We start from the raw sequence: 19,112 nt of genomic DNA, 5'->3' as shown, positions 1-19,112 counted from the left end.
AACAAGAAGGCGCCCCGCGCGGGGTGCAGGAATCCAAGCATGGCCATGCGTTCTCACTACTGCGGTCTCGTGACCGAAGCCCTGATGGGCGAAACCGTCACCCTGTGCGGCTGGGTCAACCGCCGTCGTGACCATGGCGGCGTGATCTTCGTCGACCTGCGCGACCGTGAAGGCTACGTGCAGGTGGTGTGCGACCCCGACCGCGCCACCACCTTCGCCGCCGCCGAAGGCCTGCGCAACGAGTTCTGCGTGCAGGTCAAGGGCATCGTCCGCGCTCGGCCCGAGGGCACCACCAACGACGGCCTCAAGAGCGGCAAGATCGAGGTGCTGGCGCACGAGCTGAAGGTGCTCAACCCCTCCGTGACGCCGCCCTTCCTGCTGGACGACGACAACCTGTCCGAGACCACGCGCCTCACGCACCGCGTGCTCGACCTGCGCCGCCCCGCGATGCAGAAGAACATGATGACGCGCTACAAGGTGACGATGGAGGCGCGCAAGTTCCTCGACGCCAACGGCTTCATCGACATCGAGACGCCCATGCTGGGCAAGTCCACGCCCGAAGGCGCGCGCGACTACCTGGTGCCCAGCCGCGTGCACGACGGCGCCTTCTACGCACTGCCGCAGTCGCCCCAGCTGTACAAGCAGATGCTGATGGTGTCGGGCTACGACCGCTACTACCAGATCGTCAAGTGCTTCCGGGACGAGGACCTGCGCGCCGACCGCCAGCCCGAGTTCACGCAGATCGACATCGAGACCTCCTTCCTCACCGAGGACGAGATCCGCGACATGTTCGAGGGCATGATCCGCAACGTCTTCCGCAACGTGGCCGACATCGACCTGGGCGTGTTCCCGGTCATGAGCTACGGCGACGCGATGTTCAAGTACGGCTCCGACAAGCCCGACCTGCGCGTCAAGCTCGAATTCACCGAGCTGACCGAGGTGATGAAGCGGGTGGAGTTCAAGGTCTTCTCCGGTGCCGCCAACATGGACGGCGGCCGCGTGGTGGCCCTGCGGGTGCCCGGCGGCGGCGCGGCGGAGGGCGGCCTGTCGCGCGGCGACATCGACGGCTACACCGAGTTCGTCAAGATCTACGGCGCCAAGGGCCTGGCCTACATCAAGGTCAACGACTGGTCGCAGGGGCGCGAAGGCCTGCAGAGCCCCATCGTGAAGAACCTGGACGACAACGCCCTGGGCGAGATCATCGCCCGCACCGGCGCGCGCAACGGCGACCTGATCTTCTTCGGTGCCGACAAGGCCAAGGTGGTCAACGACGCCATCGGCGCCCTGCGCGTGAAGATCGGCCAGAGCGCCTTCGGCCGCAAGAACGGCCTGTTCGAGGATCGCTGGGCGCCGCTGTGGGTGGTGGACTTCCCGATGTTCGAGTTCGACGAGGACAACCAGCGCTGGAGCGCGGTGCACCACCCCTTCACCAGCCCCAAGGACGGCCACGAGGACCTGATGGACACGGCGCCCGAGAAGTGCCTGGCCAAGGCCTACGACATGGTGCTCAACGGCATCGAGATGGGCGGCGGTTCGGTGCGTATCCACCGCGAGGAGGTGCAGAGCAAGGTGTTCCGCGCCCTCAAGATCTCCGCCGAGGACGCGCAGTTGAAGTTCGGCTACCTGCTGGACGCGCTGCAGTACGGCGCGCCCCCGCACGGTGGCATCGCCATCGGCCTGGACCGCCTGGTCATGCTGATGACCGGCGCCGATTCGATCCGCGACGTGATCGCCTTCCCCAAGACGCAGCGCGCGCAAGACCTGCTGACGCAGGCCCCGAGCGCTGTGGACGAGAAGCAGCTGCGCGAGCTGCACATCCGCCTGCGCAACGCGCAACCTGCCGCCTGAGTCGCAGCCCGGCCGCGGCGGTCCTTCGCACAGGTCCGCGGCGGGCGGGCACAGCGGCTGGCACACCATGGTCACGGACGCCACGCTGCCGGCCTTCAAGATCCCGCAGTCGGTGCTGGTGGTGATCCACACGCCGGCGCTGGAGGTGCTGCTGATCCGCCGGGCCGGCATCGCGCCGGCCTTCTGGCAGTCGGTGACAGGCAGCAAGGACTGGCCCGAGGAAAGCTGGGCCGCCACCGCGGCACGCGAGGTGGCCGAGGAGACCGGCATCCACTGTGGCCCGGGCACGCCGCTGCCCCTGCAGGACTGGGGCCTCGAGAACGTCTACGACATCTATCCCCGCTGGCGGCACCGCTATGCGCCGGGCGTGACGCGCAACACCGAGCACCTCTTCGGCCTGTGCGTGCCCGAGGCCGTCACGCCCGTCCTGGCGCCGCGCGAGCACGATGCCTGGCAGTGGCTGCCCTGGCGCGAGGCGGCCGACGCCTGCTTTTCCCCTTCCAACGCGGAAGCCATCCTCCTGCTGCCACAATTTCGCGCATGACTGCTGCGCATGCCACGAGCGATCCCGGGCGGGCCGAAAGCGAGTTCGGCGCCCTGTCGACGCTGAGGGTGGCCACCTACAACATCCACAAGGGCGTGCAGGGCGTAGGCCCGGCGCGGCGGCTGGAGATCCACAACCTGGGCCATGCGGTCGAGCAGCTCGATGCCGACTTGGTGTGCCTGCAGGAGGTGCGCAAGCTCAACCGCCAGGGCGAGCGCCGCTTCGCCCGCTGGCCGGAGCAGCCGCAGGCCGACTTCCTTTGCCCTGAGGGCTACCGGGCCGTCTACGAGACCAATGCCTACACCCGCCACGGCGAGCACGGCAATGCGCTGCTCACGCGCTGGCCGGTGGTGCGCCATGGCCATGAGGACATGTCCGACCACCGCTTCGAACAGCGCGGCCTGCTGCACGTGGAAGTGACCCTCGGCAGCCAGCCGGTGCATGCCATCGTCGTGCACCTGGGGCTGATCCGCGGCAGCCGGGTGCGGCAGGTGGCACAGCTGCAGCGCTACATCGAACGCGAGGTGCCCCCCGGCGAGCCGCTGGTGGTGGCTGGCGACTTCAATGACTGGGGCGCGCGCATGCGGCCCGCCATGAACGACGTGGGCCTGGTCGACCTGGTGATGCCGCGCTGTGCGACCTACCCGTCGCGGTTGCCGCTGGCGCAGCTGGACTTCATCTACGGCCGGGGGCTGCGGCCCATGTCGCTGTCGGTGCCCCGCGGGCGCATCTGGGCGCGCATGTCGGACCACTTGCCGTTGGTGGCCGAGTTCGCGTTGGACTGAATGTGCAGGCAGCCGCGGTGCGCTACGCGCGACGCACCATGGTCGGATCACAGCGGCCCAGGGCGGTACGTGGGATTGGGCGCCGCGCGCCCGTGATGAAAAAACCCTGCTGTTACGATTCCGCACCATGTTGATCCCCGCCCAGCCTGAGGACCGTTCCGCCGTTGCGGCGAGCGACGAGGGCACGCCCGTCTCCGTCAAGATCCGCGAGCGCCTCAAGGCCGCACGCCATCGCTTCCACGCCAACGACAACATCGCCGAGTTCATCGAGCCGGGCGAGCTGGAGGCGCTGCTCGACGAGGTCGAGGTCAAGATGCGCGATGTGCTGCACAGCCTGGTGATCGACATCGACAGCGACCACAACACGGGGAACACGGCCCGCCGCGTGGCCAAGATGTACCTCAACGAGGTGTTCCGCGGCCGCTATGTGCACGGGCCCAGCCTCACCGAATTCCCCAATGCCGAGCGGCTGAACGAGCTGATGATCGTCGGCCCGATCACTGTGCGCAGTGCCTGCTCGCATCACTTCTGCCCCATCATGGGCAAGCTGTGGATCGGCGTGATGCCGAACGAGCACACCAACGTCATCGGCCTTTCCAAGTACGCGCGCCTGGCCGAATGGGTGATGGGCCGTCCGCAGATCCAGGAAGAGGCCGTGGTGCAACTGGCCGACCTGATCCAGGAGAAGACCCAGCCCGACGGCCTCGCCCTGGTGATGGAGGCCGAGCATTTCTGCATGCAGTGGCGCGGCGTGAAGGAGACGGACAGCAAGATGATCAATTCCGTCATGCGCGGCGTCTTCCTCAAGGACCCGAACCTGCGCCGCGAATTCCTCGCGCTGCTTCCACGCAAGGGGTGATGCCATGCTCGTGCGCCTTCTCTATGCCAGCCGTGCCGTCGACGTGTCGCCGGCCGCCCTCGACAGCATCCTGTCCACCGGGCGGACCCACAACACGGCGTCGGGTATCACCGGCATCCTCTGCTACGGCGGCGGCGTGTTCCTCCAGGCGCTGGAAGGCGGCCGTATGGCGGTGAACACGCTGTATGCGCAGATCCTGCGCGACCCCCGCCACAAGGACGTGGCGCTGCTGCACTACGAAGAGATCCTGGAGCGCCGCTTCGGTGGCTGGACCATGGGCCAGGTCAACCTCAACAAGCTCAACGCGAGCACGGTGCTCAAGTATTCCGAGCGCCCGGAGCTTGATCCGTATGCCGTTTCGGGCAAGGTCTCTCTGGCGCTTCTCGAAGAGCTGATGGCCACGGCGGCCATCGTCGGCAGGCCCTGAAGGTCATCGCTGCCGCGGCGGCAGTCCAGCGGGCGAAGCGCCTGGTCGGCTGCGACTTCTCGAGCACGCCGACGCGCCGCAAGCCGATCGTGCTGGCCTGGGGGCGGTGCGATGGCGACGAGGTGGTCGTCGAGGCGCTGCAATCCTTTTCGACGCTGGACGCCTGGACCGATCGCCTCGCCATCGAGCCGGCGTGGGTTGGGGGTTTCGACTTTCCCTTCGGCCTGCCGCGGGAGTTCGTGCTGGCCCAGGGCTGGCCGCTGGACTGGGCGGCCTGCATGGCGGTCTACGCCGGATGGAGCCGCGCCGAGTTGCGCGAGCGATTCATCGCCTTCTGCGCCGCACGGCCGGTGGGGGGCAAATTCGCCCACCGCGCCACCGACGGGCCGGCCGGTTCGAGCCCCTCGATGAAGTGGGTCAATCCCCCGGTCGCCTGGATGATGCATGCGGGCGTGCCGCGACTCCTGGCGGCTGGCGCGTGGTTGCCGGGGCAGGGCGGCACGCGGGGAGCGCCCAAGGTCGCGCTGGAGGCCTATCCCGGACTGGTGGCGCGTGACCTGCTCGGCACGCAAAGCTACAAGAGCGACGAGCGCGCCAAACAGACGCCCGACCGCCTGGAGGCCCGGCAGCGCCTGATCACCCATCTGGAGGCCGGCAAAGGGCGGCTGGGCCTGCGCCTCGTCTTGTCGAGCGAGCTCCGCGAAGCGCTGGCCTGCGATGGCAGCGGGGACTCGCTGGACGCCGTGCTGTGCCTCATGCTCGCGGCCTGGGGCGAGCAACGCGCCCAAAGCGAAGGGCCGGGGTATGGACTCCCGGCCCGGATGGATCCGCTCGAAGGCTGGATCGTCGGCGCCTGAGCGGCGCAGGGTGCGGCGGACGAGGGCTTACTTGTCCATCCAGTCGCTCAGCTCGTCGGCATGCTCTTCCTCATCGGCGAGGATCTCTTCGAGCATGCGACGCGTGGTCGAGTCCTTGTCACCGATCAGGGCCACCATCTGGCGGTAACTCTCGACCGCGATGCGCTCGGCCTTGAGGTTGGCACGCACCATGGCCTGCAGATCCTTCGACTCGTCGTAGTCGGCATGGCTGCGCTTCGACAGGCTGTCGGGCTGGAAGTTGGGCTCGCCGCCCAGTTGCACGATGCGCTCGGCAATGCGATCGGCATGAGCGGACTCTTCGTTGGCATGCACGAGGAATTCGTCGGCAATCGCCGGCGACTCGACGCCCTTGGCGGTGAAGTAGTGGCGCTTGTAGCGCAGCACGCACACCAGTTCGGTGGCGAGCGCGTCATTGAGCAGCTTGACGATGTCGTCGCGCCACGGGCCATAGCTGGGCGTGACGGCGCCATCGTCCAGGCTCTTCGCGGCGGCATCGATGGCCTTCTGGTCGAGTTGGAGGGGCTGACGGGCTGCAAGGGTGTCGTTCATGGCATTTCCTTTCGTGGGGGAGAGTCTGGTTCTGGGCGGGACATGGCCAAGGTGGTGATGAGGTCGGCCACATCGGAGGTGCGCAGCAGCAGCGCCAACAGCGCGGTGCCGGACAACAGCCGCCATGGTCGGGTCAGCGCGAGCACCGAACCCGCCGCAGCCGCTCCCGCCACCAGCTTGGCAGGATGCCGGCTGGCGTAGCCCTGCAACAGAGGGTGCGCGAGCTGCCCCGCGGCGTGCAGGGGATGCCGCTGCCACCAGCGTCGGGCCATGTTGCGGCCCATGTCCAGCCAGGGCAGCTTTCGCAGCACGGACGCGCTGCGCGCAGCCACACCTTGCCCTGAACCCGTCCCGCGGCTGCGTTGCGGCGGAGGAGGAGGCGGGATGAGTGCATCCAGCAAAGCCAACCGAGATTGGGCCAGGCGCTGCTCGGGTGTCAGAGGCAGCGCGGTGTCATCGATGCGGTCAGCGATCGGCATGGCTGCTTTCGGAGAGGGCGTGGAGTACCTGCATGTCTTCGGCCGCCTGGTTCTTCAGTCCGGCGAAGAGGGGGAGTTGAGGCGGCCTCAAAGCGAGTGCGATGCCCACGAGCATCAGGACCACCGCCACGCCGGGCACGATCAGCAGCACCCACTCGAAGCGCCCGTGGAGTACGCCCAGCATCACAGCCACGCCACCCCACCCCAGCGTGAACAAGGCGCCGAGCAGGGCGATGGCGCCGCCAATGGCACGCGTCACCACCGACCGGCCGGCCTCCGCCACCTCGACCTTGGCCAAGGCGACGTAATTCAGGAGATGGCGCCCGACCAGCGCAGGATGTCGCAGGGCTGCGGAAATGACAGGATGGAGCATGTGCGGTGGTCGGTACGCCTGGGCGTCGATCAGTAGTCGTCGCCGCTGCGGCGGCTGGCAAGCACGATGAGTGCGGTGATCGCGGCCCCCGCGGCTGCAGCGATCAGCACGGAGCGGACGGGCTGGTCGGCGATATAGCGGGTCGTCACCGTGGCGGCCTCGCCGAAGCGTTCCTGGGCACGGCTGGTGGTCTTCGATGCCGCTTCCAGGCCGCGCTGGACGGCCTGCTGAACGCGCGACGCGATCTGTTCCACCGTCGGCTCCACCTCGCCGCGCAGCTGCCGCACCTTCTGGCCCGTCGCATCGACGGCGTTCTTGGCGTAGGTGCGCGTGCTCTCGGCCGCATCCTGGGCGGCGCCGCGCAGTTCGTCGGCAAGTTGGGAGGGGGTCTTGGCGGTCGAGTTCATGGAGAAGTCCTTGTGGATGGGATGGGAAAGAAGTCAGCCCGCCGGCCGTAGCCGGCGTGCAAAGATGCTAGCGCCTCAACGCCGGCGCAACAGACCCGCGATGAAGCTGGCAATCGTCAGGATGGCGAAGATCACGAACAGGAGCTTCGCGATGCCCACGGCGCCGGCAGCGATGCCGCCGAAGCCGAACAGCGCGGCCACCAGCGCGATGACGAGGAAGACGACGGTGTAGTGCAGCATGGCAGGCTCCTTTCATGCCGGTGCCCACCGGTACCCTGGAGCGGGACCGCAGGTGAAGGCACCTTGTGTTTGCCGATGGCGAGAGCTTAAGGAGCAGGCCCGCCCCGGACCTGTCAGCAGCGGGGTCCGGGGGGCGTAGGAAAGCGGCGAATCGGGCGGTCCGCAGGGCTGGATGCGCCCTTGCGGCGGGCGTCGCCCTACTGCTTGGGCATCACGGCATGCAGGCGCGTGCCATTCCCCGGACTGCTGTCCACCGACAGCTTGCCGCCTGCGGCCTGCACGCGATGTCGCATGCCGGCCAGGCCGTGACTCGCACGTGCGGCCTGCTGCTGCAGGTCGAAGCCCCGGCCGTTGTCGCTGACTTCCACCTCGACATGGTTCTCATAGTCCTTGAGGACGATGGTGGCCTCCTGGGCCTGGGCGTACTTGCCGATGTTGGTGAGGCCTTCCTGCACCATGCGGTAGATGGTGAGCTGGCGCGACTCGTCCAGTTCGACCGGCTCCAGCGCCATGTCGACCTGGATGCCCGAGCGCTCAGCGAACTCGCGGCCGAGGATCTCGAGCGAGGCCACCAGGCCGAGGTTCGACAGCGACGAGGGCCGCAGGTCCTCGATGATGCGCCGCTTGAGGGCGATGCCCGAATTCAGCAACTCGGTCAGGTGGGCCAGGCGCTGGGCGGCATCCGGCGAATCGCCCAGGCGCGACTTGAGCCGCGCCACATCGAGCTTGGCGGCCGTGAGCAGGGCGCCCAGTTCGTCGTGCAGTTCACGGGCCAGGTAGCCGCGCTCGGACTCCCGCACCTCCTGCAGGTGGGTCGCCAGTTCGGCCAGCGACGCCGTGCGGTCGCGCACTTCCAGCTCCAGCGAGTTGCGTTCGCGTTGCAGCGCCTGCTGCTGGCGGTCGTTGGCCTGCTGCAGTGCCGAGGTCTGGCGAAGATAGAGCACGAAGGCCAGCAGGGCCGCCAGGACGATCAGGCCGATGCCCACACGGGCCAGGCCCAGGGCCTGCGAGATCTGCAGTCGCCCTTCCTCGACCGACCGGGTGCTGAACGCCATGAGCGCATCGGCTTCCTGGCGGATGCCCTGCATTTCCTCCCGACCCACGTCCGTGCTGAGCACGAAGCGCGAGGCGTCCGCATTGCCGGTGCTGAGCATGCGCACGGTCAATTCCATCTCGGCCAGCTTGCGCGACAGGTGGTTGCCCAGTGCGGCAAGATGGCTGCGCTCCATGGGCTTGTCGGCATAGAGCATGCGCAGGCGGTCCATCTGCTTGGGCAGTTCGGCAACCGCGAGGTCATAGGGCTCCCGATAGCGGGGGTCGCCCGTGAGCATGAACCCGCGGGTGCCCGTCTCGGCGTCCAGCGTGTAGCGCAGCAGCAGGTGGATGGACAGCCGCGCCTCCTGCGCGCGGCCGATTTCCTCCAGCGCACGGGTCGACCGGTGATAACCCGATTCATTGAAGGCCACGAGCGCGAACGCCGCCAGGATGGCGAGGCTCAGACTCAAGGCTTTCTTCTTGTAAGCCAACAGCGACAGCTTGTGTTTCAGCATGCGTGAGGGGGAATCGGGCCGTCTATTTATTGAATAATGTTTGTCAACGAAAGCTGTGTTGGCGGTGGCAATAAGCCACTGCGACTCGACAAAGGCAACAAATGATCAAGATTGGCATTGTGGACGACCATGCGATCGTCCGGTCCGGACTGAAGCAGTTTTTCTCGGAGCACGTGGACCTGCGTGTGGTGGGGGAAGCCGCGACGGGCCGCGAGGCGATCGAGCTGGTGCGCACCACCGAGCTGGATGTGCTGGTGATGGACCTGTCGATGCCCGGTCAGAGCGGCATCGATGCTCTGGCCATGATTCGGGCCAAGGCACCCGACGTCGGCATCCTGATCCTCAGTGGCTATCCGGAGGAGCACTACGCGATGAACCTCATCCGTCAGGGCGCGAGTGGCTACCTCAACAAGGATTGCGACCCGATGGAGATCGTCAACGCGATCCGCACCATCTCGCTGGGCCGTCGCTACATCACGCCCGCGGTGGCCGAACTGCTGGCCCGCCAGCTCGACCGCAAGGACGACGCTGCGCCGCATGAGCAACTCTCCGAGCGCGAATTCCAGGTGTTCCTCAAGCTCGCCAAGGGCGAAACCGCCGGCGAAATCGCGAAGACGCTCTCGCTGTCGGTGAAGACGGTCAGCACCTACCGCACGCGCCTGATGGAGAAGATGAATCTTTCGTCCAACAGCGACCTCACCTATTACGCGCTCAAGAACAAGCTGATCGACTGATCGGCAAGGGCCGCGCCCCCAAGGCGCAGCCTTTGTTGCAGACCGCGCCGGGCCTGGCCTCGCGCGGTCTTTTCTTTTTGCGCGGCTCAGTGCGCGGTCGGTTGCTGGGATTGCCACAGGCAATAGTCGACCAGGGCATCGATCTCGTTGGATTTGTCGAAGACTGCGTCGACGCCCAACTGTGCACAGCGGCGGCGGATGTCTGGCGTGGCGTAGTTGCTCAGCACCACCACCTTCTGCTGGGGCTTGCGTTCACGGCAGGCGTTGAGAACGCCCAGTCCACTGCCCTCCCTGAGGAACAGGTCCACGATGGCCAGTTGCCAGTCGCCGCGATGGTCGCGCAGCCACTGGCGCGCGTCGGTCTCGGTCTCCGCGTAGCCCACTGCGCTCACCGGCGTGAGTTCTTCAAGCGTTCCCACCAGGTTCTCGCGGATGGTGACGTTGTCTTCGACGATGTAGGTGTGCAGTCTGCCGCTCATGATGGGTGAGACGCCGGCCAGGGCCCGGGCCGCGCGTGCGGCAACAGGCAGGCAGTGGCGACCCGATGCTGGTACTGACTAGATCGTAGAAGCGCGCCCCGCCGACCCTGCAATCCCGGATGGCCTGTTGCTGTAGGAGCGAGCCGACGATGCCGCCGTAGGTGTCTGCGCACAGGGGGTGCGGCGACCGGCCGACCTGCGGTCGTGGCGCTGCGAATTAACGTGTTGCCATTCGTTCAATCCGGTCGTGGGCGGTTGGCAAGGCCGTTTGGCCCGCCGTCAACGCCCGCGCCTTGCAATCAACATGATGACGGCATCCGAGAGGTGGACCATGAAAGGCATTCTGGGTTTCCTGCTGGCGGGCGGTCTGGCCCTGCTTGCTGCATGGGTGGTCGTGCAGGGCGAACCGGGCTCGGCCGAGCTGCACCTGGTGAACGCCGTCACCGCCGATGCCCCGGGCGGGGTGGGCAAGGGCTGGCTGTCGTTCTTCGTCGGCCCTTGAGGCGGACGGGCCGCATTCCATGCATCCATCCACCGCCACAGCCCCCGCTGCCGCTGTACCACCTCGCGGCGGGCGATGGCTGCGGCGCATCCTGATCGCGCTCGCCATCCTGATCGTCGCGGTGGTGTTGATCGTCCTGTTCTTCCCATGGGATGTCCTGCGCGGTCCCATCAATCGCTATGTGAGCGAGAAGACTGGGCGGCGTTTCGAGATCACGCGGCACCTCGATGTGAAGCCGGGCCTGCGCACGGCGCGCATCACGCTCGATGGCATCGAGTTCGACAACCCCAAGTGGGCAAGGGACCCGCTCCTGGTCGGCGCCGACAAGGCCGAGATCGACATCCGCATCTGGCCGCTTCTCCGCAAGCAGGTGGACATTCCCCGTCTGATGTTGAGCGCCCCCCGGATCGGCCTGCAGATGGAAGAGGATGGCCGCAAGACCTGGGCCCTTGAGAAGGGTGGCGATGGCGAGGCGGGCCGCGGCACCACGCCGCGGATCGGCGTGCTGCAGGTCGATGGCGGCCATCTCGATTTCCTGGCCAAGCACCTGGGCGTGGACATGCGCGTCGACTTCGCCTTCGATACCCAGAAGGGCGACATGCCCCTTTCCTACCAGATGAAGGGACGCTACCAGTCCCAGCCGCTGAGTGCCCAGGGTCGCACAGGCAATGTGCTGCTGCTCACGCAGGCCGGAGTGCCACCCTTTCCTTTCGAGATCAACGCGACGGCCGGCGGGACGCGCCTGGACGCAACAGGCAGCATGGCCGCGCTCACCGAACTGGATGGCGTGGATGCCAAGGTTCGGCTGAAGGGCCGCAACCTGGGCGATCTCTACCGCCTGATCGGCGTGGCGCTGCCGGACACCTCGCCCTACCAGGTCGAAGGCCGCCTGCTCAAGACCGGCAACACCTGGCAGGCGCAGCAGCTGGCGGGCAAGCTCGGGCTGTCGGACATCGGCGGCGAGCTGCAGTTCGAAAAAGGCACTGCCCGTCCTAAGCTGAGCGGCAAGCTGGCCTCGAAGGTGATGGACATGGACGACCTCGGCCCGCTCATCGGTCTGCCGCCGACTGAGCGCTCGGCCAAGGCCGTCGAGGGCGTGGACGCACCCGCCACGCTGGAGAAGACCCGCCGCCGCGGCGCGGATGTGCGCGTGCTGCCGACCGCGCCCCTGGACTTCGAACGGCTTCGCGCGATGGACGCCGATGTGCGCTACACCGCGGGGCGCATCCGCAATGTGCGCGAGGTGCCGCTGCAACGTGGCAGCGTGCAGGTGGCGCTCAAGGACGGCGTGCTGGAACTCAAGCCGCTGGACCTGGGCGTGGCGGGCGGCAGCATCCAGGGTGCCGTGCACATCGACGGTTCGCGCAACCCGGCCGACATCCGCATGGCGTTGGACGTGAAGGCGCTGCAGCTCAATCAGCTGATTCCCAAGGTCGAATCCACCAAGAGCAGCCTGGGTCGGCTGGATGGCCGCATCAACCTGGCGGGGCAGGGGACGTCCGTCGCCAACTGGCTCGGGGCGGCCTCCGGCGATGTGGCAGCCATGACGGGGCGCGGACAGTTCAGCAACCTCTTGCTGGAGATCGCCGGCCTCGACGGTGGCGAGGTGCTGGAATTCCTGCTTCGCGGCGACAAGAACGTGCGCATGCGCTGCGCGGCGCTGGCCTTCGATGTGAACAAGGGCGTCATGAACGGCCGTACGCTCATCTTCGACACCGACGACACGCTGTTCACCGCGACCGGACAGGCGAGCCTGAAGGACGAGACGCTGGACTTCGTCATCCGGCCGCAACCCAAGGACAAAAGCATCCTGAGCCTGCGCACCCCCCTGACGGTACGGGGGCATTTCGGTGACCCCCGCCCGGGTGTGGAAGCTGCACCGTTGGTCGCGCGCGGCGCTGCGGCCCTGGCACTCGGCGCCATCAATCCGTTGCTGGCCCTGGCGGCCACGGTCGAGACCGGGCCGGGTGAGAACGCAGACTGCGCCGCGGCCTTGGCCGATGCCGGCAAACCCGAATCGGCCGAGGCTGCCAAGGCGGCCGATCGGGCGAAGGCCGTGCGCCGCTGAGCATTCACACCTTGCGGTGCATGCCCCCGCAGACAGGGCATTCCGGGTCGCGTCGCACCTGAAGCGTGTCGAAGCGGCTCGCCCGGCCGTCGAACATCAACAGCCGGCCCGTCAGCGTGCCGCCGATGCCGGCAACGAGCTTGAGGGCCTCGTGCGCCTGCAAGGTGCCCAAGGTGCCCACCACGGGAGAGAACACGCCCATCACCGCGCAGCGTGTCTCCTCGAACTCGGCGTCGGGCGGAAACAGGCAGGCGTAGCAGGGACTGTCTGGCTGGCGCGCGTCATACACCGACAGCTGGCCGTCGAAGCGGATGGCCGCACCTGCCACCAGCGGCCTGCGATGGGCGACGCAGGCGGCATTGACGCGGTGACGGGTCTCGAAGTTGTCGCTGCAGTCCAGCACCACGTCGGCCTGCGGCACGAGTTCCTCCAGCAGCGGGCCATCCGCACGGGCGCGGACCGTGCGGATGTCGATCCCGGGATTGAGCGCCCGCATGGCCTCGGCCGCCGACTCCGCCTTCGGCATCCCCACCCGCGCGCTGCTGTGGGCAATCTGGCGCTGCAGGTTGGTCACATCGACGACGTCGTCATCCACCAGGGTGATCCGTCCCACGCCCGCCCCCGCCAGGTACAGCGCCACGGGCGAACCCAGCCCGCCGGCACCGATGACGAGGGCGTGGGCGGCCGACACGCGCTGCTGGCCGTCGATGCCGAACTCCTCCAGCAGGATATGGCGCGAATAGCGCAGAAGGTCTTGGTCGTCCATGGCTCGGCGGGGCGCAGGCGCTTCAGCGGTTCCGACAAAGACATCGGCCTCCACGCGGGAGGCCGATGCGTTGCGGAAGCCGGGCGCTGGGCCTCAGTTTTCCTTCTTCTCTTCCTTGTTCTCCACGATCACCTGCGTCTTGCTGGCGACCACGGGCTGGCCCTTGAGCTGGTTGATCGCCTGCATCAGCGGGAAGTCCTTGTCCGTGCCGAACTCGGGCGTGACCCGTGCCTGCGGCGACTTCTTGGTTTCCTCTTCGAGGCGCTTGCGGGCTTCGTCGCGCTGCTTCTCCAGCTCGGGGTCCTTCTTCTCGGGGCCCTGGCCGCTGGACAGGTGCTTCTCGAGGTCGGCCTCGCGCATGCGCAGCACGGCGAAGGGGCTGCCTTCGGCCGTGTCGTCCACCAGCACGTTGGGCACGATGCCGCGGGCCTGGATCGAGGTGCCGCTGGGCGTGTAGTAGCGCGCGGTGGTGATCTTGAGGCCGGTGTCCGGACCCAGCGGACGCACCGTCTGCACCGAGCCCTTGCCGAAGGTCTGGCTGCCCATCACGGTGGCGCGCTTGTGGTCCTGCAGGGCGCCGGCCACGATCTCGCTGGCCGAGGCCGAGCCTTCGTTGACCAGCACCACCAGCGGCACGGTCTTGAGGCCGGCCGGCAGGTTGCGCAGCGGGTCGCTGCCCGAGCGGCGCTGGTAGTCGGCCGGAATCGCCTTGTAGACCTGCTTGCTCTCGGCCAACTGGCCGTCGGTGGTCACCACCGTCGAGCCCTGCGGCAGGAAAGCGGCAGAAACGGCCACCGCCGCGTCGAGCAGGCCGCCCGGGTCATTGCGCAGGTCGAGCACCAGACCCTTGAGGTTCGGGTCCTGCTTGTAGATCTCTTCGATCTTCTTGGCGAAGTCGTCGACCGTGCGTTCCTGGAACTGCGACAGGCGGATCCAGGCGTAGCCGGGCTCCATCACCTTGCCACGCACCGACTGCGTGCGGATCTCCTCGCGGGTGATCGTCACGGGGAAGGTGCGGCTTTCGTCTTTGCGGAAGATGGTCAGCAGCACCTTGGTGCCCGCCTCGCCGCGCATGCGCTTGACGGCTTCGCTCAGCGTCAGGCCCTTGACGGCGGTGTCGTCGATCTTGGTGATCAGGTCGCCCGGCTTGAGGCCGGCGCGGAAGGCCGGCGAGCCCTCGATGGGCGAGACCACCTTGACCAGGCCGTCTTCCTGCGAGATCTCGATGCCCACGCCCACGAAGCGGCCCGAGGTGCCCTCGCGGAATTCCTTGAAGGACTTCTTGTCGAAATACTGGGAGTGCGGATCGAGCCCGGCCACCATGCCGGAGATGGCGTCGGAGATGAGCTTCTTCTCATCCACCGGCTCCACATAGTCGGTCTTGATCATGCCGAACACCGCGGCGAGCTGCTGCAGCTCTTCCAGCGGCAGTGGCGCCAGGGCCCCGCGCGCCATCGTCTGCAGCGAGACGGTGGTGAGCGCGCCGGCGACCGCGCCTGCGGCAATCCAGCCGGTGATCTTCAATTTCTGGCCCATGGGCAGCGTCCTTTCGGGAGACCCGATCCGTCGTTCACAAAATCGGCAATCAATATACGCGGACTTTGGAAGCGGAAATGGCCCCGCGGGTTCCGTCCGTATCCGTGAATCAGGCTTTGCCCTGGGAGGCGACCGCGGCGGCCGCCTTTTCGGCCGCGGCCGCGTCGCCCAGGTAGTAGTGGCGCAGCGGCTTGAGGTCGTCGTCCAGCTCGTACACCAGCGGAATGCCGTTGGGGATGTTCAGGCCCACGATGTCGCTGTCGGAGATGCCGTCCAGGTACTTCACCAGGGCGCGGATCGAGTTGCCGTGGGCCGCCACCACCAGCCGGCGCCCGGCGCGGATGGCCGGGGCCATCGACTCGTTCCAGAAAGGCAGCACGCGCGCGACGGTGTCCTTCAGGCATTCGGTCAGCGGCACCTGCTCGGGGTCGAGCCGGGCGTAGCGCACATCGCCGCGCTCGCTGCGCGGGTCGGTCGGCTCCAGTGCCGGCGGGGGGGTGTCGTAGCTGCGGCGCCAGACCAGCACCTGCTCGTCGCCGTACTGCTTGGCCATGTCGGCCTTGTTCAGGCCCTGGAGCGCGCCGTAGTGGCGCTCGTTCAGGCGCCAGGAATGCACCACCGGCAGCCAGGTGCGGTCGAGTTCGTCGAGCACATGCCACAGCGTACGGGTGGCCCGCTTGAGCACGCTGGTGTAGGCGACGTCGAAGTCGTAGCCCTGTTCCTTGAGCAGGCGGCCGGCCTGCTTGGCCTGCGCGATGCCGGTGTCGGTCAGGTCGACGTCGGTCCAGCCGGTGAAGCGGTTCTCGAGGTTCCAGGTCGATTCGCCATGGCGGATCAGCACCAGTTTATGCATGGGGTCCCTTACGTGTCGCCGGAGTAAAACCGCCATTCTAAAATTGCCGGTTTGCCATCTCGGAAGCTTCCCGTGAAATTCATCCTCGACAACTGGGCCCTGATCCTCCTCGCACTCGGCTCGGGCGGCATGCTGGCCTGGCCGGTGCTGCGCGGTGCGGGCCAGGGCTCGCTCAGCGCCCAGGGCGCGGTGCAGATCATCAACCGTCAGAAGGGCGTGCTGATCGACGTGCGCGAGCCCGAGGAATTCGCCGCCGGCCATGCCGTGGGCGCGCGCAACGTGCCGCTGGCCGAGCTGGAGCAGAAGCTGCCGGGCCTCGTCAAGAACAAGGCGCTGCCGGTGCTGCTGATGTGCGCCACCGGCGCCCGGGCCCAGCGCGCGGTGGCTGCGGCCAAGAAACTCGGCTACGAGCAGGCCCAAGCCGTGGCCGGCGGGATGAAATCGTGGAACGAGGCTAACCTGCCCGTCGAGAAGGTGGCCGCCAAGGCCTGAGCGCCTTCCGCCCCATCCCCCATTCACCCGCCCACGAGGAAACCCATGCAAGCCGTGAAGATGTACACCACCGCCGTCTGTCCCTACTGCATCCGCGCCAAGCAGGTGCTCAAGGCCAAGGGCGTGGACAGCATCCAGGAGATCCGCGTCGACGCCGACCCCGCGGCCCGCGACGAGATGATGCGCCTGACCCAGCGGCGCACGGTGCCCCAGATCTTCATCGGCGACACCCACGTCGGCGGCTGCGACGACCTGATCGCGCTCGACGGCCGTGGCGGCCTGGTGCCGCTGCTGCAGGGCGCCTGAGGCACCGCTGGCCGGCCGGGCCGGTCATTGGCACAGGCCATAATCGAAGGCTTTCGCGCCCGCTGACCGCGGGCCTTTTTGTCCCGACACACCTCCAAGCACCATGGCCGACCAACAAGCCGCAGAACCCGTCTTCCAGATCCAGCGCGTCTACCTCAAGGACCTGTCGCTGGAGCAGCCCAATTCGCCGGCCATCCTGCTGGAGCAGACCCAGCCCACCGTCGACATCCAGCTGGGCGTCGAGGCGCAGAACGTCGCCGAAGGCATCTTTGAAGTGAGCGTCTCGGCCACCGTGCAGACCAAGATCGACGACCGCACCGTGTTCCTGGTCGAGGCCAAGCAGGCCGGCATCTTCGAGATCCGCAACCTGCCGGAAGACCAGATGGGCCCCATCCTGGGCATCGCCTGCCCGCAGATCGTCTACCCCTACCTGCGCGGCAACGTGGCCGACACCATCCAGCGCGGCGGCTTCCCGCCCGTGCACCTGGCCGAGATCAACTTCCAGGCCATGTACGAACAGCAGCAGGCCCAGGCCGCCGGCCAGGGCCTGCCGGCCAACGCCCAGTAATTGCCGGCGACGGCAAACCGGGCAGGCGCCGCCATGCGCATCTGCGTGCTCGGCGCCGGCGCCTGGGGCACGGCGCTGGCCATCAGCGCCGCGGCCCACCCGGCCGGGCACCACGTGGTGCTCTGGGGCCGGGATGCCGCCCAGGTGGCCGAGATGGCGCGCAGCCGCGCCAACCCGCGCTACCTGGCGGGTGTGGCCTTTCCGCCTTCCCTTCTTCTTCTGTCGGGCGACGCCCGCGAGGCCTGGCGCGATGCCGACCTCGTGGTGCTGGGCACGCCCATGTCCGCCTTGCGCGTGCAGCTGGCGGCGCTGGCGGCGGACGGCTGCGCCGCGCCGGTCGCCTGGCTGTGCAAGGGCGTGGAGCCGGCCAGCGGACTCTTTCCCCATGAGGTACAGGCCGAGGTGGCGCCGAAGCTGCGCGCCGGCCTGCTGAGCGGCCCCAGCTTCGCGCTGGAAGTCGCCCAGGCCCAGCCCACGGCCCTGGTGGCCGCGAGCGCCGATGCCGACGTGCGCGAGCGCCTGGTCGGCGCCTTCCACGGGCCGGCGCTGCGGGTCTATGGCAACGACGACGTCATTGGGGTGGAGGTCGGCGGTGCCGTCAAGAACGTGCTGGCCATCGCCACCGGTCTGGCCGACGGACTGGTGCTGGGCCTCAATGCGCGTGCCGCACTCATCACCCGCGGGCTGGCCGAGATGACCCGCCTGGGCATCGCGCTGGGCGGCCGGGCCGAGACCTTCATGGGCCTCTCCGGCCTGGGTGACCTGGTGCTCACCGCCACCGGCCACCTGTCGCGCAACCGGCGCGTGGGCCTGCTGCTGGCCGAGGGTCGGACGCTCGATGAGGCGGTCCGCTCGCTCGGCCATGTGGCCGAGGGCGTCAACTGCGCCCGGGCCGTGGTGCAGCGGGCGCGGCAGCTGGGGGTGGAAATGCCCATCGCCGAATCGGTGGTGGGCCTGCTCGACGGGCGCCTGCAGCCGGCGCAGGCGGTGGCCGCGCTGATGGGGCGCGAGCCGACGCACGAGGTCTGACTCTCAGCTTGGCGCGTACGCCAGCCGCACGTAGATGGGCGCGAAGGCCTCCGCCTGGGTGATCTCCACCAGCGTCTCCTTGCCCAGTTCCAGCAGGGCAATGAAGGTGACGACCAGCACCGGCACGCCGCGCGTGGCGTCGAACAGCGATTCGAATTCGACGAAACGCCGCCCCTGCAGCTGGCGCAGCACGATGCTCATGTGCTCGCGCACCGACAGCTCTTCGCGCGAGATCTTGTGGTGCTGCACCAGCTTGGCCCGCTTGAGGATGTCGGCCCAGGCCTGGCGAAGGTCGTCCAGGCTCACCTCCGGAAAGCGCGGCTTGAGCGACTGCTCGATGTAGACCTGCGCCTTCCAGAAGTCCCGTCCGTAGGTGGGCAGCGCATTGATGGCGGCCGCCTGCATCTTGGCCTGCTCGTACTCCAGCAGGCGCCGCACCAGCTCGGCCCGCGGGTCCTCCGCCTCTTCGCCGTCGGCCGACTTCTTGGGCGGCAGCAGCATGCGCGACTTGATCTCGATGAGCATCGCCGCCATCAGCAGGTACTCGGCCGCCAGCTCCAGGTTGCGGCTTCGGATCTCTTCCACGTAGGCGAGGTACTGGCGGGTGACGCCCGCCATGGGGATGTCGAGGATGTTGAAGTTCTGCTTGCGGATCAGGTAGAGCAGCAGATCCAGCGGCCCCTCGAAGGCCTCCAGGAAGACCTCCAGCGCATCGGGCGGGATGTAGAGGTCGTTCGGCAGCGCGAACAGCGGCTCGCCGTAGAGGCGGGCCAGCGCCACCTGGTCGACCACCTCGGGCATGGCAGCGACCGCGGGGCGGTCGTCCTCGTCCGCGGCGGC

The 19,112-nt window shown here is 67.8% G+C and carries 24 protein-coding genes; 13 read left to right on the top strand and 11 right to left on the bottom strand.

The window, feature by feature from the left end:
- Positions 1–39: 39 nt before the first annotated feature.
- The 6 genes from aspS to L0984_RS27965 all read left to right on the top strand — a co-directional run bounded on the left by aspS (position 40) and on the right by L0984_RS27965 (position 5,320).
- Complete coding sequence (aspS, locus tag L0984_RS27990; RefSeq protein WP_234197684.1) at positions 40–1,848, top strand: aspartate--tRNA ligase; 1,809 nt, start codon at positions 40–42, stop codon at positions 1,846–1,848.
- Positions 1,849–1,915: 67 nt separating this feature from the next.
- Positions 1,916–2,392 (top strand): dihydroneopterin triphosphate diphosphatase, encoded by a 477-nt coding sequence (nudB, locus tag L0984_RS27985; protein WP_234197682.1) that lies wholly within the window; start codon positions 1,916–1,918, stop codon positions 2,390–2,392.
- Positions 2,389–3,177, top strand: a complete 789-nt coding sequence (locus tag L0984_RS27980; RefSeq protein WP_234197680.1) for an endonuclease/exonuclease/phosphatase family protein — start codon at positions 2,389–2,391, stop codon at positions 3,175–3,177. Before nudB ends, L0984_RS27980 begins: the two co-directional genes overlap by 4 nt.
- A 127-nt stretch (positions 3,178–3,304) precedes the next feature.
- Complete coding sequence (gene folE / locus L0984_RS27975; RefSeq protein ID WP_017761755.1) at positions 3,305–4,036, top strand: GTP cyclohydrolase I; 732 nt, start codon at positions 3,305–3,307, stop codon at positions 4,034–4,036.
- Between the two features lie 4 nt (positions 4,037–4,040).
- Entirely contained in the window at positions 4,041–4,463 is a 423-nt protein-coding gene (locus L0984_RS27970) for a BLUF domain-containing protein (protein ID WP_114802828.1), read from the top strand.
- Between the two features lie 89 nt (positions 4,464–4,552).
- The gene (locus L0984_RS27965) at positions 4,553–5,320 is read left to right on the top strand and encodes a DUF429 domain-containing protein (protein WP_234197678.1); all 768 of its coding nucleotides are present in this window, start codon (positions 4,553–4,555) and stop codon (positions 5,318–5,320) included.
- A 27-nt stretch (positions 5,321–5,347) separates the two neighbouring features.
- On the opposite strand, the gene L0984_RS27960 is transcribed toward L0984_RS27965, so the two are convergent.
- From L0984_RS27960 to L0984_RS27935, 6 genes are all read right to left on the bottom strand, one after another.
- Complete coding sequence (locus tag L0984_RS27960) at positions 5,348–5,890, bottom strand: ferritin-like domain-containing protein (RefSeq protein ID WP_234197677.1); 543 nt, start codon at positions 5,888–5,890, stop codon at positions 5,348–5,350.
- Entirely contained in the window at positions 5,887–6,369 is a 483-nt protein-coding gene (locus tag L0984_RS27955) for a hypothetical protein (RefSeq protein ID WP_234197676.1), read from the bottom strand. Before L0984_RS27955 ends, L0984_RS27960 begins: the two co-directional genes overlap by 4 nt.
- Entirely contained in the window at positions 6,356–6,742 is a 387-nt protein-coding gene (locus L0984_RS27950; RefSeq protein WP_234197675.1) for a hypothetical protein, read from the bottom strand. Before L0984_RS27950 ends, L0984_RS27955 begins: the two co-directional genes overlap by 14 nt.
- Positions 6,743–6,771: 29 nt before the next feature.
- Positions 6,772–7,149, bottom strand: coding sequence for a hypothetical protein (locus tag L0984_RS27945; protein ID WP_017761761.1), 378 nt, complete (start codon positions 7,147–7,149; stop codon positions 6,772–6,774).
- A 75-nt stretch (positions 7,150–7,224) separates the two neighbouring features.
- Positions 7,225–7,389 (bottom strand): DUF1328 domain-containing protein, encoded by a 165-nt coding sequence (locus L0984_RS27940; protein ID WP_017761762.1) that lies wholly within the window; start codon positions 7,387–7,389, stop codon positions 7,225–7,227.
- Between the two features lie 197 nt (positions 7,390–7,586).
- Positions 7,587–8,939 carry a CHASE3 domain-containing protein gene (locus tag L0984_RS27935; protein ID WP_234197674.1) on the bottom strand — a complete coding sequence of 451 codons (1,353 nt, stop codon included), beginning with the start codon at positions 8,937–8,939 and terminating at the stop codon, positions 7,587–7,589.
- Between the two features lie 101 nt (positions 8,940–9,040).
- Here L0984_RS27935 and L0984_RS27930 point away from each other — a divergent pair, with 101 nt between their 5' ends.
- On the top strand, positions 9,041–9,673 hold the full coding sequence (locus L0984_RS27930) for a response regulator (RefSeq protein WP_017761764.1): 633 nt from the start codon (positions 9,041–9,043) through the stop codon (positions 9,671–9,673).
- A gap of 86 nt (positions 9,674–9,759) precedes the next feature.
- Here L0984_RS27930 and L0984_RS27925 read toward each other — a convergent pair whose 3' ends face one another.
- The gene (locus tag L0984_RS27925) at positions 9,760–10,152 is read right to left on the bottom strand and encodes a response regulator (protein WP_234197673.1); all 393 of its coding nucleotides are present in this window, start codon (positions 10,150–10,152) and stop codon (positions 9,760–9,762) included.
- Positions 10,153–10,483: 331 nt separating this feature from the next.
- On the opposite strand from L0984_RS27925, the gene L0984_RS27920 reads away from it, so the two are divergent.
- Together L0984_RS27920 and L0984_RS27915 are read left to right on the top strand one after the other, a co-directional pair.
- Complete coding sequence (locus tag L0984_RS27920; RefSeq protein WP_155946965.1) at positions 10,484–10,654, top strand: hypothetical protein; 171 nt, start codon at positions 10,484–10,486, stop codon at positions 10,652–10,654.
- A gap of 19 nt (positions 10,655–10,673) precedes the next feature.
- A complete protein-coding gene (locus tag L0984_RS27915) occupies positions 10,674–12,722 on the top strand; it encodes an AsmA family protein (RefSeq protein ID WP_234197672.1) in 2,049 nt (682 codons plus the stop codon).
- 4 nt (positions 12,723–12,726) lie between these two features.
- On the opposite strand, the gene L0984_RS27910 is transcribed toward L0984_RS27915, so the two are convergent.
- The 3 genes from L0984_RS27910 to gpmA all read right to left on the bottom strand — a co-directional run bounded on the left by L0984_RS27910 (position 12,727) and on the right by gpmA (position 15,877).
- The gene (locus tag L0984_RS27910) at positions 12,727–13,488 is read right to left on the bottom strand and encodes a HesA/MoeB/ThiF family protein (protein WP_234197670.1); all 762 of its coding nucleotides are present in this window, start codon (positions 13,486–13,488) and stop codon (positions 12,727–12,729) included.
- A gap of 93 nt (positions 13,489–13,581) precedes the next feature.
- Positions 13,582–15,024 carry a S41 family peptidase gene (locus L0984_RS27905; protein ID WP_234197668.1) on the bottom strand — a complete coding sequence of 481 codons (1,443 nt, stop codon included), beginning with the start codon at positions 15,022–15,024 and terminating at the stop codon, positions 13,582–13,584.
- Positions 15,025–15,133: 109 nt separating this feature from the next.
- Positions 15,134–15,877, bottom strand: coding sequence for a 2,3-diphosphoglycerate-dependent phosphoglycerate mutase (gene gpmA, locus L0984_RS27900; RefSeq protein WP_234197667.1), 744 nt, complete (start codon positions 15,875–15,877; stop codon positions 15,134–15,136).
- A gap of 72 nt (positions 15,878–15,949) precedes the next feature.
- On the opposite strand from gpmA, the gene L0984_RS27895 reads away from it, so the two are divergent.
- The 4 genes from L0984_RS27895 (at position 15,950) to L0984_RS27880 (ending at position 18,272) form a co-directional block, all read left to right on the top strand.
- The gene (locus L0984_RS27895; RefSeq protein ID WP_017761771.1) at positions 15,950–16,369 is read left to right on the top strand and encodes a rhodanese-like domain-containing protein; all 420 of its coding nucleotides are present in this window, start codon (positions 15,950–15,952) and stop codon (positions 16,367–16,369) included.
- 45 nt (positions 16,370–16,414) lie between these two features.
- Positions 16,415–16,675, top strand: a complete 261-nt coding sequence (gene grxC, locus L0984_RS27890) for a glutaredoxin 3 (RefSeq protein ID WP_017761772.1) — start codon at positions 16,415–16,417, stop codon at positions 16,673–16,675.
- A 103-nt stretch (positions 16,676–16,778) separates the two neighbouring features.
- Positions 16,779–17,243 (top strand): protein-export chaperone SecB, encoded by a 465-nt coding sequence (gene secB / locus L0984_RS27885; protein ID WP_017761773.1) that lies wholly within the window; start codon positions 16,779–16,781, stop codon positions 17,241–17,243.
- A 33-nt stretch (positions 17,244–17,276) separates the two neighbouring features.
- Positions 17,277–18,272: an NAD(P)H-dependent glycerol-3-phosphate dehydrogenase gene (locus L0984_RS27880; RefSeq protein WP_234197665.1), complete on the top strand. Its 996-nt coding sequence runs from the start codon at positions 17,277–17,279 to the stop codon at positions 18,270–18,272.
- 3 nt (positions 18,273–18,275) lie between these two features.
- On the opposite strand, the gene L0984_RS27875 is transcribed toward L0984_RS27880, so the two are convergent.
- The gene (locus L0984_RS27875) at positions 18,276–19,073 is read right to left on the bottom strand and encodes a segregation and condensation protein A (RefSeq protein ID WP_234197735.1); all 798 of its coding nucleotides are present in this window, start codon (positions 19,071–19,073) and stop codon (positions 18,276–18,278) included.
- Between the last annotated feature and the right edge of the window lie 39 nt (positions 19,074–19,112).

It is taken from the genome of Pseudacidovorax sp. NFM-22 (assembly GCF_021401245.1).
Classification (GTDB): domain Bacteria; phylum Pseudomonadota; class Gammaproteobacteria; order Burkholderiales; family Burkholderiaceae_C; genus Xenophilus.
This window is presented reverse-complemented; position numbering and strand designations above follow the sequence as displayed.